The following is a 13,963-nucleotide window of genomic DNA, read 5'->3' as shown; positions in this document are numbered from 1 at the left end:
AAGGGTGTACTGGCGGTACACCCATTGACGGTGCCTCGCTCCGTACGGCCGGACCGGGTTACCTGGTTGACGTGGTGCTTTCCGCCCCGGCACGACGGACATGCACCCCGCTCCGCACACGGCACGGCGACGGCCCCGGTCATCCGGCGGCCGCACGCCCCGGCACGCAAAGGAACCCCACTCATGCGCGGCGCAGTGCAGTGATCCACGCTCCCGGCGACGTCCGTTTCGAGACCGTGGCCGACCCCGAGATCCTTCACCCGACCGACGCGGTCATCCGGACGGCCGTGACCTGTGTGTGCGGCTCGGACCTGTGGTCGTACCGCGGTGCCGAGCCGATCGTCGACCCGCACCCGATGGGCCACGAGTACGTCGGCTTCGTGGAGGAGGTCGGCCCCGAGGTCACCGCGCTGCGGCCGGGCCAGTTCGTCGTCGGGTCCTTCGCCACCTCCGACAACACCTGCGCCAACTGCGCCAACGGCTTCCAGTCGAACTGCCTGCACCGCGAGTTCATGTCGACCTGCCAGGCCGAGTACGTGCGCATCCCCAACGCCCAGGGCACCCTGGTCGCCACCGACGAGGTGCCCGGCGAGGAGTTCTGGCCGGGTCTGCTGGCCGTGTCCGACGTCATGGGCACCGGTTGGTGGGCCGCCGAGGCCGCCGAGGTCACGCCCGGCTCGACGGCCGTGGTCGTCGGCGACGGCGCGGTGGGCCTGTGCGCCGTGATCGCGGCGAAGGAGATGGGCGCGCGGCGGATCATCGCCATGTCCCGGCACGAGAGCCGGCAGAAGCTGGCGCTGGAGTTCGGTGCCACCGACATCGTCACCGAGCGCGGCGACCAGGGCATCGAGCGGATCAGGGAGCTGACCGGCGGGATCGGCGCCGACAGTGTCCTGGAGTGCGTCGGCACGGCCGAGGCGATGCGCCAGGCCCTGCACTCCGCCCGCCCCGGCGGCAACGTCGGCTTCGTCGGCGTCCCCCACGACGTCGCGGTCGACGGGCAGGAGCTGTTCTTCTCCCATGTCGGCCTGCGGGGCGGCCCCGCCCCCGTACGCCGCTACCTCCCCGACCTGATCGACCGCGTCCTCAACCGCCGGATCGACCCGGGACGGGTCTTCGACCTGACCCTGCCCCTCGACCAGGTCGCCGAGGGCTACCGGGCGATGGACGAGCGCCGCGCCGTGAAGACCCTCCTCAAGCCCTGACAAGAAGCCCTGACAAGAAGCCCTGACAAGCGCCAGTCCGAAGGAACATCCATGCAGATCACCCGCAGTTCGGTCGACACCGCCAAGGGACCGGCCGACTGGTTCACCGGCGACGTCTACATCGACGCCGTCGCCGCCGCCCCCGCCCCGTCCCGGGTCACCGCGAACCTGGTGCACTTCATGCCCGGCGCGCGCACCCACTGGCACCGGCACCCGCTGGGGCAGACCGTCTTCGTCACCGAGGGCGTCGGTCTGTGCCAGCGCCGTGGCGGGCCGGTCGAGGTCATCAGGCCCGGCGACCGCGTCCTGTTCGAGGCCGACGAGGAGCACTGGCACGGCGCCGCCCCGAACCGGTTGATGGTCCACCTGGCCATCAACGAGGGGGACGACGATCACGACGTCGTGCACTGGCTCGCCCCCGTCACCGACGAGGAGTACACCACCGCCCCGGCCAGTGCCTGAACGAGGAGGAACGGGCCGGCACGTGGCCGTCGTCACGCGCGCTGCCGGCCGAACGCTCGACCGCTGGTCCCTCGCCCTGGTCCGCGACGTCACCGTCTCGGGGCGGTCGGTCGGTAGGAACGCAGGGCGTGCGGCTGGAGTCACCGCAGCAGAAGTCCGGGATTGCGTACCTGACGTGCTCGGGCACACCCGCCGACAAGGGGGCGTGCAGGAAGGACGTGCGGGGGCCGGGCCGGGCCCCGCTCTCCGTGGAGGCGGTCAGAGTCCGTTGCCGTCGGGCAGGAGTGTGCGTGCGAGGCGGTCGGCGTGCAGGCGGACGGCTTCGGCCAGGTCCAGCGTGCCGCCGGAGATCACCCACTGCAACTGGAGGCCGTCGCTGACGGCGATGCACTCGCGGGCCACCGCGGGGCAGTCGGTGTCCGCGCGTACCGTGCCCAGATCCATCGCGGCGGCCAGTTTCCGGGCGAGTTCGTCGACGGCGCTCTGGTAGCGCTCCGCGAAGAGCGCGTGCGCCGCGCTCGCGGGATCGGCGGCCTCGGCCGAGGTCAGGACGAACAGCTCGATGAGACCGGGCTCCCTCAGGTGGCGTTCGGTGGCCGCCACCATGGCCCGCAGGATGTCGCGGCCGTCCGCGTCGTCGGGGAGCCGGGACCACCACGCGGCCTCGGCGGTGAAGCGATGCTCCATCACGGCGAGCAGCAGGTGCTTCTTGCTGCGGAAGTGGTGCAGCAGACCGCCCTCGGTGATGCCGACGTCCTCCGCGACGCGGGTGAGCGCGGTGCGCTGGTAGCCCTCGAGGGCGAACCGCCGGGCGGCCGCCTCCACGATTTTCTGCCGTCGGGCGATGCCGACCGCGTAGCTGCCTCGCCGCCCCTGGGTGCTGCTGGTCATGGGGTTCACCGTAGTCACCTCCGTTCGCGGGGGCACCGGGCGGTGCCCGCCACGACCCGTGCTGTGACATGAGTCACTCTCCGAAAACCTAGCGTACTCGGTTTTCGCTTCGCATCATCGGTCGAAACCTCGGCGTAACGATGCGCCGACCTTCCTGGGAGCCTCCACATGAGCCTTTCGCAGGACCCGGCGCCGCTGTCCCCGCCCGCCGCCCCTGGTGACCCCCGCCTGACCGATGCCCGCGATACCGGGCGTTGGAGCGCTTCCGAGCTGCGCCGGCTGACCGCCCTGATCTGGCCCGGACAGCTGCTCGTGGTGGCCGGGATCATCGCCGCGAACTCCCAGCCGCAGATCGCGCAGCACTTCCACACCACGCAGATCGCCTGGTTCAGCCTGGCCTTCACCCTGGCCACGATCGTCGCCACGCCGTTCGCGGTACGCCTGGGCGACATGTACGGCAAGCGCAGGGTGATGCTCGCTCTCGCGGCGGCCGGACTCGTCGGCGACCTCGTCACGGTGGCCGCCCCGAACTATCCGGTGATGGTCATCGGCCGCGTGATCGGCGGCCTCTACGGTCCCGTCGCGGTCCTCGTCCTGGCCGCCGTCCGCGATCTGTTCCCGCCCCGCAAGGTCGCCGTGGCGCTGGGTACGGTCGCCGGCTCGGTCGGTGTGCTCAGCATGCTCGCCCCGCTGCTGTCCGGCTGGCTGCTGGACGCGTTCGGCTGGCGCGGTGCCCTGTGGTTCCTGGTCGCCTCCACCGTGGTGGCGATCCTGGCGCTGCTCGCCGTGCCCGAGACACCGCGGCGAGCGGTGGCCGAACGGCTCGACCGGTCCGGTGCGCTGCTCCTGGGCGGCGGCCTCGCCCTGGTGGTCTTCGGCGTCGGCCAGGGCCGTGACTGGGGCTGGACCTCGGCCGCGGTGATCGCCTCCTTCCTCGGCGGTCTGACCGCGCTGGCCGTCTTCGTCACCGTGGAACTGCGGGTGGCGAACCCGATCCTGGACCTCCGCATGCTGGGGCGCAGGTCGCTGGCCACCGTGCTGCTCGGCTCCTCCGTGCCCCAGGCGGCCTTCTTCGCCTCACAGGCGATCCTGATCTTCCTGGCGCTCTTCCCGCCGATCCCGCACGTCTCCGACGGGCTGGGCTGGTCGACCACGCACAACGCAGTGCTCGGCATCCCCGCCGGAATCATCACCTTCGCGGCCGGCATCGGCGTCGGCAGGGCCGTGCGGACGGTCAGTCCGCGCAGTGTCTGGTACATGGGACTCGGCGTCCTCGCCACCGGGCTCGTCCTGGCCGGCCTCTACCACCACGACGCCGCCCAGATCGTCCTGACCGGTCTCGTCATGGGCCTGGGCGGCGGCATCCTGATGGCCGGCCAGCAGGCCATGATCGTGTCGGTGGTCTCCGCCGAGGAGCAGGCCGCCGCCAACGGACTGTCGTCGCTTCTCACCCAGGTCTTCCTGGCTCTGACCAACCAGGCGCTCTACACCGTCCTGGCGGCGGACTCCACCGTGTTCCACGGCACCGCCTTCTACCACGACGCCGCCTTCACCCACGCCTACCTCACGATGGCCGCCGTCGTCGTCCTCGGCCTGCTGATCTCGCTCGCCATCCCCCGGCTCGGCCGCCCCGCGGACACCGCCGCACACGACCTCGCCACCCCGCCGACCACCGCCCGGACCGCCTGAAAAAACCGCCCACACCTCCACATTCCCACACCCGTTTGAGAGGAACACCCGTGCCCCACGCCCGCCCCAGCCACCTGCGCGTCGAACACCTCGACCGGCCTCTGGGCATCCACACCCGACGCCCGCGCCTGTCGTGGCGACTTCCGCACGATGCCCGCGCACAACTCGCGTACCGCGTCGAGGCCGGGGACTGGGACACGGGCCGGGTGGAGTCCCAGGACAACACCCGCATCCCCTACGGGGGTACGGTGGCCGGCTCGGCCGTCCGGATACCCTGGCGGGTGAAGGTGTGGACCGACCTGGGTGAAAGCCCCTGGTCCGAGGAGTCCTGGTGGGAGACCGGCCTGCTCGAGCCGCAGGACTGGCAGGCACACTGGATCGAGCCGGCGGAGGACGAACCCGCCGCCGCCGGCCACCGGCCCGCCCACTTGCTGCGCCACGGCTTCAGCCTCGCCAAGCCCGTCCGCGAGGCGCGGCTGCACGCCACCGCCCACGGGGTGTACGAGGCGTTCCTCAACGGCCGGCGCATCGGGGACATGGAACTCACCCCGGGCTTCACCGCCTACCGCTCCCGCCTCCAGGTCCAGGCGTACGACGTCACGGACCTGCTGGTCCACGGTGACAACGCCGTCGGGGCGATCCTGTCCGACGGCTGGTTCCGCGGCCGGCACGGCTTCGCCCGCGAGGCGGACGGCTTCGGCTCCCGTACCGCTCTTCTCGCCCAACTGACGATCACGCACCACGACGGCACCACGACCGTCCTGGGCACCGGCCCCGCCTGGCGCAGCGCCCCGGGCGCCATCACCGCCGCCGACCTCATGGACGGCCAGACCACCGATCTGCGCCTCCACACCCCGCGCTGGGCGACGGCCGCGTTCGACGACCGCGACTGGGGGAAGGCACAGGTCGCCGTCGGCGGGCTCTACGACGACTTCACGCGCCTGACCGGTCCTCTCGCCCCGCCCGTCCGCCGGGTCGAGGAACTCACACCCGTCGCGGTGACCTCACTCGGGGCCGCCCGTCATGTGGTGGACCTGGGACAGAACATCAACGGCTGGGTACGGCTGACGAACCTCGGCCCCGCCGGGACCCGCCTCACCCTCGTCCACGGCGAAGCCCTCGACGCCCAAGGCGACGTGACCACCGACAACATCCGCGCGTTCGACTGGGCGACCCGTCGTCCTCTGCCCGCCGGGCAGATCGACACGGTCGTCTCGGCGGGCCGGCCCGGCGACGTGTTCGAGCCGCGCCACACCACCCACGGCTTCCGCTACGTCCGCGTGGAGGGCCACCCCGGGCCGCTCACCCCGGACGACGTCCGCGGCGTCGTCGTGCACACCGACCTGACCCGCACCGGCTGGTTCACCAGCAGCGACGAACGGCTCAACCGACTCCACGAAGCCGCCGTGTGGAGCCTGCGCGGCAACGTGTGCGACGTACCCACGGACTGCCCCCAGCGCGAGCGCGCCGCGTGGACAGGCGACTGGCAGGTCTTCGCGCCCACCGCCGCCTACCTCTACGACGTCGCAGGCTTCACCGCCAAGTGGCTGCGCGACCTGGCGGCCGGCCAGTGGGCCGACGGCACCGTCCCCAACTTCGTACCCGACCCCGCCGACGAGCGGGCCCGCCGCGCCTCCGCCGAAGGCGGCATGAACGGATCGGCGGGCTGGGGCGACGCCGCCGTCATCGTCCCCTGGGAGATGTGGCGCGCCTACGGCGACCTGGACCTCCTGCGCGTCCAGTACCCCTCCATGTGCGCCTGGGTCGACTTCGCCGCCCACCAGGCCCGCACCCGCCGCCACCCCGACCGGGCTGCCGCACGGCGCCGACCGGCCCCGCACGAGGAGCACTTGTGGGACACGGGTTTCCACTTCGGTGAATGGCTGGAGCCGGGTGTCGTCCCGGATCTCGATCCCACGCGCGACCACGGCGCCGTGGCCACCGCCTACCTGCACCGCTCGGCCGACCTGCTCGCCCGCGCCGCCGCCCTGCTCGGGCACCCGGCCGACGAGGCCCGCTACCGCCGCATCGCCGAGGGCGCCCGGCGCGCATGGCAGCGCGAGTACCTCGCCGACGACGGCACCATCACCCCCGACACCCAGGCCACCCTGGTCCGCGCGCTGGCCTTCGACCTGGTCCCGGCCCCGCTGCGGCCCCGCACCGCCGACCGGCTCGCCGCCCTGATCCGCGCCGCCGGCACCCACCTGTCCACCGGCTTCCTCAGCACCGGCCTGCTGCTTCCGGTCCTCGCCGAGGCCGGCCGGCTCGACCTCGCCTACGAACTGCTGCTCCAGGACACCGCGCCCTCCTGGCTGACCATGATCGACAGAGGGGCGACCACCATCTGGGAGGACTGGGAGGGAACCGACGGCGGGGGACGTCCCAAGATGTCCTACAACCACTACAGCAAGGGTTCCGTCGTCTCCTTCCTCCACCAGTACGTCGCGGGCATCCGCCTGCCCGTGACCCCCGCCGCGGGCGAAGCCGGATACCGGCGTTTCGTCATCGCCCCGCAGCCGGGCGGCGGACTCGGCTCCGCATCCGCTCGCCTCGAATCGCCCCACGGCCGCATCGCGAGCGAATGGCGGCTCCAGGGCGGGGAGTTCAGCCTCACGGTGCTGATCCCTCCGGGCACCGAGGCGGAGATCCGCCTCCCGGGAGCCGATCCCGTGACCGCAGGACCGGGCACACACACCTACACGATCGCCATGTTCCATGAGCACACCTGACGGATGCGTATGCGGTGGTGTGCGCGCCTCAGCCGCACGCTCCGGCACCGTGCTCAGGGCCTCAGGGCCTCAGGGCCTCAGGGCCTCAGGGTGCCTCGACGAGAGGCGGTTCCCCCCAGGGGGCGGCCAGCGCCTGCCGCAGCGCGCCGACGGCTGCGGTGCCGATGCGTTCGGCCAGCACGCCCTCGATCACGGCGAGCGCGGCCTGGGCCCGGTGATGGACGCGGCCGCCTTCACCGGTGGGGCGGATCAGACGGCTGCGGGCGGAGGCGGGGTCGGGGATCTGCTCCAACAGACCCATGCCGATCAGGCCGTGCACGGCCTGATGGACGGTCTGCCGGGTGACGCCCATCCGGCGGGCGAGCTCGGAGATCGTGGTGCCTTGTTCGTCCAGGGTGGCGAAGACAGCGGCCTGGGCGACGGTCACCGCCTGCTCGCCCGCGGCCTCCATGCTGGCCAGCAACGCGTCGTCGAACCACCGCTTGGCCTCGGTGAACAGCTGGGGCAGGTTCGGCGCGGGCGTGGTCATGGCTCCTCGGCAGGACGGGGTGTCGAGCATACCGACCATTCTCCGGCGGCCCTGGTCCGGCAAAACCTGCCGCATCGCAGGGCACCCGGAGCCAAATGTCAGGTAGCCTGACATTCATCGCCCCATCGTCACGCCGGCGTCTCGCCGTAGCCCCGTAGCCCCGTAGTCCCGTAGTCCCGTCGTCTCGTGATCCGTCGTCTCGTCGTCCTACCGGAGGTTTTCCATGACCATGGAGTTCGCCACCCGCTACCGGTCCCGCTCGCGCATTCCCGCCGAGCCGGGCAAGCCCTACTTCATCGAGAAGGGCATGGGTGACCGCGCCCACCTGTTCACCGACCTGGTCACCGTCTACGCCGGCGGCGAGCAGACCGAGAACACGTTCAACTTCTTCACCGTCGAGGGCCCCAGGGGCGACATCATCCCCGCCCACTCCCACGCCGACACCCACGAGATCTTCTACGTCACCGACGGCGCGGTCCGGCTCTTCGTCGAGGACCTCCAGGGTGAGCAGCAGGAGAAGCTCCTCACCGCGGGCGACTTCGGATTCGTACCCAAGAACTGCCCGCACGCCTACCGCATCGAGCGCCACCACAGCCGGATCGTCGGGGTCGCCGCCGGCCCGGGCAAGACCTTCGAGCGGTTCTTCGAAAGCCTCGGCACACCCACCGAGGAACTGGGCCTGCCGACGCAGCCGTACGTGCCCGAACCGCACAAGTTCGGCACGGTCCCGCTCCAGCACGACGTGCGCTTCCTGCCCGACCACCAGTGGCGCACCGGGAACTGACCGCGATGGCGTACGTCCAGACGCTGCTGGCCGGGACCCTGGCCGGCGCCCTGTACGCGGCACTGCGCGTCAAGGCCCCCGCTCCCCCGCCCGTCGCCCTGGCCGGCCTGCTCGGCATACTGATCGGGCAGACCGTCCTGGAGCGGCTGTGAGCAGCGCAGCCCGCGCTCGCATGGCCGCGTTCGGCCGACGCGTCGCCATCTCCTTCGTCGCGGGGCTGGCCATGGGCGCCCTCTACCGGATCTGCGGCCTGAGGGCACCGGCGCCGGCCCTGCTGGGCCTCACCGGCCTGCTGGGCATCGGCCTCGGCGAGCGTGCCGCCACGGCGCTGGGGGCGCGGATCACCCTGCACCGCGCCCCTCCGCCGCCACCCGGAGCTCCGCACGCGGCCGACCTGGAGAAGCCGTCCAGCTGCACCTGCGTGCCGTCCGCACCCCAGTGACCCACGCACATCCCGGTGCCCCACATACATCCCGGTGACCCACGCACATCCCGGTGACCCGCACACACCTCGCCGACTCACACACACCTCGCTGGCCCGCACACCTCCCGGTGACCCGCGCACCGGAATCGACCGGGCCGCCTCCTCCGACGCCCTTGGCACCGCCCTCGTCCCGTTCGGAAAGAACCTTCATGCCTCTGTCGCCCGAGCTCGCCGCCCTGCTCGCCTCACCCGCACCCGCCCAGCTGCCGCTGCCGCCCGCCGCGCACCCCGCCCCGGGCGCACGGCTGTTGCGGGGCGCCGTCTACGCCGCCCCCGACGGGATCCGCCCACTCGAACTCGATCTGTGGCTGCCCGACGAGCCGCACGGCCCGCTGCCGGTCATCGTCTACCTCCACGGCGGCGGCTGGCGTACGGGCACCCGCACGGACATGGGACCGCGCTTCCGCCCGTGGCACCCCAGCCCCTTCGCCCGCCTCGCACAGGCCGGATTCGCCGTCGCCAGCCTCGACTACCGGCTCACCGGCGAGGCCACCCACCCCGCCCAGCTCGAGGACGTCACCGCCGCCCTGGCCTGGCTCCACGCCCGCGCCGGCGAACTCGGCCTGGACATCGGTCGGGTTGTCACCTGGGGAGAATCCGCCGGAGCCCATCTCGCCGCGCTGCTGGCCCTCACCACCCCGGTGCTCGGCTGCGTCGCCTGGTACGGCCCCACCGACCTGACCACTCTGCCCGCCCAGTCCCGGCCCGGCACCTATGACGCCACGAGCCCCACGACACGCGAGGCGCTGCTGATCGGGGCACCTTTGGCCACGGCCCCCGACCGCGCCCGCGCGGCCAGCCCGGTCAGTCACGTCACCGCCGACGCCCCGCCCTTCCTCATCCTGCACGGCACCGAAGACGCCCTCATCCCGCTCGCCCAGAGCGAGCAACTCGCCGCCGCCCTACGCCAGGCAGGAGCCGACGTCGACTTCCGGCCCGTCCCAGGCGCCGACCACGCATGGGCCGGCCTGTCCGACGCGGACGTCGAACGGTGCTTCACGACGTCCCTCGACTTCGCCCGCGCCCTCACCGCACAACCGCCCACACGTGTGTGACGCGGACGACGGCACCGCGCCGGCACCTGTCCGAAGGCGCGGCAGCCCAGGTCTGAGCGCCCAACGGAAGCGGCGCGGCCGTACCGGTGGCAGGCCACCGGAGTACGACCGCGCCGCACAGCGCGACCCCTGTCAGGTCGGACGTGGTGTCAGCAGGTGTGACCATCGGCGAGGCCGACGTCGTCGGGATCCTGGGCCGGCCACGCGCGATTTCTGGCGGGCCGGTCGTTCACGGGGTGAGGCCGGCGGCCTGGAACGCGGCTTCGACTTCGTTGCGCTGGTTGAGCGCGCCGTAGTAGTTGGGGTGGATGAAGGTGCAGGCCTCACCCTTGGGGAGCAGCGCGGGTACGTGGTCGCGGGCCGGACACTGGTACTCGGCCGGGTCGGCGGGCTTGTCCACTCCGGGCGGCATGACCAGGTTCGAGAAGACGCCGTACATCCAGCGGTTCGAGCCGCTGGCGCACACGCCGTGGGCCTCGCTCGAGGTGTAGGTGTCGACGTACGTGGCCTGGTTCTCGCCCGCCGCGTCCGCGATCCTCTGGTTCAGCTGCTGCTGCACGGAGTCGAGGTACGGTGCGTCGTTGGTCAGCCGGATCGTGCCGAGCTGGTGGAAGTTGCCGTACGAGCAGCCGAACCGGGAGTGCGCGATGGCGGGGTACCCGAGCAGGAACACCTTCGCCTCAGGAGCCCTGGAGTGGATGTCCGCCAGAGTGGCCTGGAGGCCGTCCTCGACGATCCCCCAGAGCTCGTTGAGCCAGTGCTGCCCTGCCTCGGACTCGTAGTAGGTCTTGCAGTAGTTGACGGGCAGCGTCTGCTCGGCACCGATGGCCAGGCAGTTGTTCATGATGTCCCCGAAGCCGAGGTCGTTGCCGCCGATGCCGACCGTGACGATGTCGGTGCCGGCGTTGACCTTGTCGATCTGCGGCGGCTTGGTGACCCAGCCGCCATGGTCCTTGCCGTTGGCGGGCGGCCCGAAGAGCACTCCGGCCGGCTGGGGTCCCAGAACCCCGTGCGCGACCGTGGCTCCACCGCACGTCACGTCGGTCAGGTGCGTCCAGCCCGGGTGCGCCGCGTCGAGGTCCCGCTTCAGCATCGCCTCCCAGCTGTACCCGGAACGGCCGCACCCGTCGCTGTCAGCGGGGTCGTCCCACGGCGGGACCATCACATCCGCGCTGTAGGAGTCTCCCAGCGCCACCCAGTTCAGTGACTGTGCGGCCCGGCCGCGGTCGGCGCTCGCCGGGACCGCGGTGGCCGAACCGGCACTCACCGCACCGGCCACCAGCAGGGCCGTCGAGGCAAGGGCAACCAGTCGGCCCATGGACTTCGGACGCATCCGCGCCACCTCTCACTCGGTGTAGCCAGACGGCTACTCTCCGAAGGTAAGGTGGGCGTAAGGTCGATCGACGGGGTGCACCGGCCAAACCACCTGGGCGTATGGCTCTGAGGCTCCGGCCGCGGCGAGTGCGCCGGGTGGCCGCCCAATGGCGGTGCGGGCCTTCGTCCGCGGTTCGACTTGAGCAGTCGTCCGCGGTTCGGCCTGGGCGGTCACCGCAACACGCAGGGCCCGTCCGCGGTGTGCGGACGGGCCCTGACATCGAGCGCCGGGCAGGCCTTGCACCTGCATTTCCCCGCAGGAAGCGGGGCGTCTTTCCTTGGACCACCAACGCGGGACCAGCCGACCGGAGTCCGGCGACCAGCTCAAGATCGACTATAGCCCATGGGGGTGACCCGGCGCCGGCCGGAGGGCGACGGGGCGGCTGAGAACGGTGAGGTGCGGGTCCGTCGCGGGCCGGGGGGGACGCTGCCTGGTGTAATCACACCTGACTGTTGATCATTTCTTAGTGTCGTCGGGATACCTTTCGGCTGATCAAGATCCTTGTCAGTTGAGGGACGGACACAGTGAAGCAGCACAGGGGCTCGGGCAGGCTGTACCGGTCGGTGACAGGGGCGGTCGCGGTGGCCCTGATGGTCGGCGGTTGCGGCGCCGACGGCGGAACCGGTCATGCCGCCCGCACCTCCCGGCCCGCCGCACCGGACGGCGCCGGCAGCACCGCGCCCGCCGTTTCCGACTCCGTGGCCGCCTGGCGCAAGTGGGGCCTGCGTCCGCTGCCCGCCACCCCACGGCCACCGGCCGACAAGCCGGTGCGGCTTTCGGCGACCGGAACCGTTCCGGTCCTCACACACGTTCCGACCGCACAGAAGGTCGTCTTCATCACCGTGGACGACGGGCAGGAGAAGGACCCCAGGTTCATCCAGATGCTGCGGGCCCTGAAGGTCCCGATCACGATGTTCCTGATGAACGACGCCATCAAATCGGACTACACGTACTTCAAACCGCTACAGGCACTGGGCAACCACATCCAGAACCACACCCTGCACCACCCCGTGATGAGCACCCTCTCCCTGGCCCGCCAGAAGGAAGAAGTGTGCGGCGACCAGAAGATCCTCACCAGGGAGTACGGCACCGCGCCGCTGCTCTTCCGGCCGCCCTACGGCGCCTACGACACCGACACCAGGATCGCGGTCGGGGAGTGCGGGCCCCGCGCGATCGTGTGGTGGCGGGAGTCCATGCAGATCCGCGGCATGCAGTACCAGTCGGCGGACAGGAAGCTGCACCCCGGAGACATCATCCTGGCCCACTTCCGCGGGCCGTCCGAGCTCAAGGGCACCACGATGACGCACATGTTCGCCAACCTGCTCCGGCGCATCCGCGAACAGGGCTTCGCCGTAGCCCGTCTGGAGGACTACATCCAGCCGCCGACCGGATGAACCGGCGGCCGGCCCGGTTGTCCCGGTCGCCCCCAGCACGCGCTGTCAGACGCGGTCGGCGTCTGCGTCGGGCGGTGCCGACGGCAGGGTGATCCGGAAGGCGGCGCCGCCTTCCGGTGCGTCGGTGACGGTGAGGTCCCCGCCGTGGCTGCGTACGACGTCCCGTGCGATGGCCAGCCCGAGCCCGGCCCCGCCGTCGTCGCGACCGCGCGCCTCGTCGAGGCGGACGAAACGCTCGAAGACGCGGGCGCGGTCGTCGGGTGCGATGCCGTGACCGTCGTCGGCGACGGTGAGCACGACCTCGTCGCCCGATCGGGCCAGGGTCACGGTGATCGCGGTGGCGGTGTGCCGCTGGGCGTTGTCCAGGAGGTTCCCGAAGACGCGGACCAACTGGCTGCGGCTGCCCCGGACCTGTGGCAGGTTCTCGTCGGCCCGTACGTCGGGGGCCACCGGGTCCGACGGGGCACGGCGGGCGACCTCCTCCCGTACCAGCGCCGTCAGATCGAGGCGGGCGTGGCCGGGCTGTTCGCCCGCGTCGAGCCGGGCGAGCAGCAGCAGGTCCGCGGCCAGGTGCTGGAGGCGTACGACGTCATGGTGCAGGTCGCCGGTGTCCAGGAGACCGGGATGCAGGTCGGCGACCTCTATCTGGGTGCGCAACGAGGCGATGGGGCTGCGGAGTTCGTGGGAAGCGTCGGCGACGAACCGGTGCTGGCGCTCGACGGACTCCTCCAGCGCGGCCAGCGTCTGGTTGGTGGTACGGGCGAGGCGGGCTATCTCGTCGCGGGAACCGGGCACCGGGACCCGCCGCGTCAGGTCACCGCTGCCGGTGATCGCGGCCATCTCGGCCCGGATGCCCTCGACCGGGCGCAGCGCTCGCCGGACGACCAGCCAGGTCACGCCGGCCACGACCAGGATCAGGAACGGCAGGGCGGCGAGCATCGCGCGGGAGACCTGGTCGAGAGTGGCCTTTTCGTCCGCGAGGGAGGTACCCGCGTAAACGGTGTAGGTGCGTCCGTCGTACGTCGTTCCCTGGACGGCGGCGAAGCCGTAGTCGCGGGTTCGGTCGCCGAACCGCACGGCCAGCGTCTCGCGGTCCACATCGGTGCTCACCTTGCCGCGGGCCGGGGTGCTGCCGTAGGTGTCGTCGACGTCGGCCTTCCCGCCGCCCCCGTCGCTGCCATGACCGCTGCGATGACCGCTGCCCCGGCCGCTCCCTCCGCCGCTCCCCCGCCCACCGCCGTGGTCGTCCCCGCTGTCGTCGTCATCGGCTGACGTGCCGGAGGCGGTGGGGGTACCGGGGTCGGTGGAGGCGGCGCTCGGTGTGCCGGTCGGGGCGGGGGCGGAGGCGGAGGCGGAGGCGGAGGCG

The 13,963-nt window shown here is 71.7% G+C and carries 13 protein-coding genes; 9 read left to right on the top strand and 4 right to left on the bottom strand.

What is annotated here, in order from left to right:
- Positions 1-200: 200 nt before the first annotated feature.
- Positions 201-1,205 carry a zinc-dependent alcohol dehydrogenase family protein gene (locus tag AAW13_RS24530; RefSeq protein WP_046731761.1) on the top strand — a complete coding sequence of 335 codons (1,005 nt, stop codon included), beginning with the start codon at positions 201-203 and terminating at the stop codon, positions 1,203-1,205.
- A gap of 51 nt (positions 1,206-1,256) precedes the next feature.
- A complete protein-coding gene (locus AAW13_RS24525) occupies positions 1,257-1,667 on the top strand; it encodes a (R)-mandelonitrile lyase (protein WP_046731760.1) in 411 nt (136 codons plus the stop codon).
- A 258-nt stretch (positions 1,668-1,925) separates the two neighbouring features.
- Here AAW13_RS24525 and AAW13_RS24520 read toward each other — a convergent pair whose 3' ends face one another.
- Positions 1,926-2,558, bottom strand: a complete 633-nt coding sequence (locus tag AAW13_RS24520) for a TetR/AcrR family transcriptional regulator (RefSeq protein ID WP_046731759.1) — start codon at positions 2,556-2,558, stop codon at positions 1,926-1,928.
- A gap of 168 nt (positions 2,559-2,726) precedes the next feature.
- Here AAW13_RS24520 and AAW13_RS24515 point away from each other — a divergent pair, with 168 nt between their 5' ends.
- Complete coding sequence (locus AAW13_RS24515; protein WP_052768657.1) at positions 2,727-4,247, top strand: MFS transporter; 1,521 nt, start codon at positions 2,727-2,729, stop codon at positions 4,245-4,247.
- A 50-nt stretch (positions 4,248-4,297) separates the two neighbouring features.
- Positions 4,298-6,976 carry a family 78 glycoside hydrolase catalytic domain gene (locus AAW13_RS24510; protein WP_046731758.1) on the top strand — a complete coding sequence of 893 codons (2,679 nt, stop codon included), beginning with the start codon at positions 4,298-4,300 and terminating at the stop codon, positions 6,974-6,976.
- Positions 6,977-7,061: 85 nt separating this feature from the next.
- Here the strand turns inward: AAW13_RS24510 and AAW13_RS24505 are convergent, their stop codons facing one another.
- On the bottom strand, positions 7,062-7,505 hold the full coding sequence (locus tag AAW13_RS24505; RefSeq protein WP_046731757.1) for a MarR family winged helix-turn-helix transcriptional regulator: 444 nt from the start codon (positions 7,503-7,505) through the stop codon (positions 7,062-7,064).
- Positions 7,506-7,728: 223 nt separating this feature from the next.
- Between AAW13_RS24505 and AAW13_RS24500 the strand changes: the two genes are divergently transcribed.
- From AAW13_RS24500 to AAW13_RS24485, 4 genes are all read left to right on the top strand, one after another.
- Positions 7,729-8,289: a quercetin 2,3-dioxygenase gene (locus tag AAW13_RS24500; RefSeq protein ID WP_046731756.1), complete on the top strand. Its 561-nt coding sequence runs from the start codon at positions 7,729-7,731 to the stop codon at positions 8,287-8,289.
- A 5-nt stretch (positions 8,290-8,294) separates the two neighbouring features.
- The gene (locus AAW13_RS24495; RefSeq protein ID WP_079178953.1) at positions 8,295-8,441 is read left to right on the top strand and encodes a DUF1427 family protein; all 147 of its coding nucleotides are present in this window, start codon (positions 8,295-8,297) and stop codon (positions 8,439-8,441) included.
- Positions 8,438-8,731, top strand: coding sequence for a DUF1427 family protein (locus tag AAW13_RS24490; RefSeq protein WP_143145040.1), 294 nt, complete (start codon positions 8,438-8,440; stop codon positions 8,729-8,731). The genes AAW13_RS24495 and AAW13_RS24490 overlap by 4 nt, the downstream gene beginning before the upstream one ends.
- Positions 8,732-8,922: 191 nt before the next feature.
- Entirely contained in the window at positions 8,923-9,828 is a 906-nt protein-coding gene (locus AAW13_RS24485; RefSeq protein WP_046731754.1) for an alpha/beta hydrolase, read from the top strand.
- A gap of 229 nt (positions 9,829-10,057) precedes the next feature.
- Here AAW13_RS24485 and AAW13_RS24480 read toward each other — a convergent pair whose 3' ends face one another.
- On the bottom strand, positions 10,058-11,161 hold the full coding sequence (locus AAW13_RS24480) for an SGNH/GDSL hydrolase family protein (protein ID WP_046731753.1): 1,104 nt from the start codon (positions 11,159-11,161) through the stop codon (positions 10,058-10,060).
- Between the two features lie 566 nt (positions 11,162-11,727).
- Here AAW13_RS24480 and AAW13_RS24475 point away from each other — a divergent pair.
- Positions 11,728-12,597: a polysaccharide deacetylase family protein gene (locus AAW13_RS24475; protein WP_046731752.1), complete on the top strand. Its 870-nt coding sequence runs from the start codon at positions 11,728-11,730 to the stop codon at positions 12,595-12,597.
- A gap of 45 nt (positions 12,598-12,642) precedes the next feature.
- Here AAW13_RS24475 and AAW13_RS24470 read toward each other — a convergent pair.
- The coding region (locus AAW13_RS24470) for a sensor histidine kinase (RefSeq protein WP_071659677.1) at positions 12,643-13,963 on the bottom strand (1,321 nt) is incomplete at its 5' end.

The organism is Streptomyces humi (assembly GCF_001005085.2).
Classification (GTDB): domain Bacteria; phylum Actinomycetota; class Actinomycetes; order Streptomycetales; family Streptomycetaceae; genus Streptomyces; species Streptomyces humi.
This window is presented reverse-complemented; position numbering and strand designations above follow the sequence as displayed.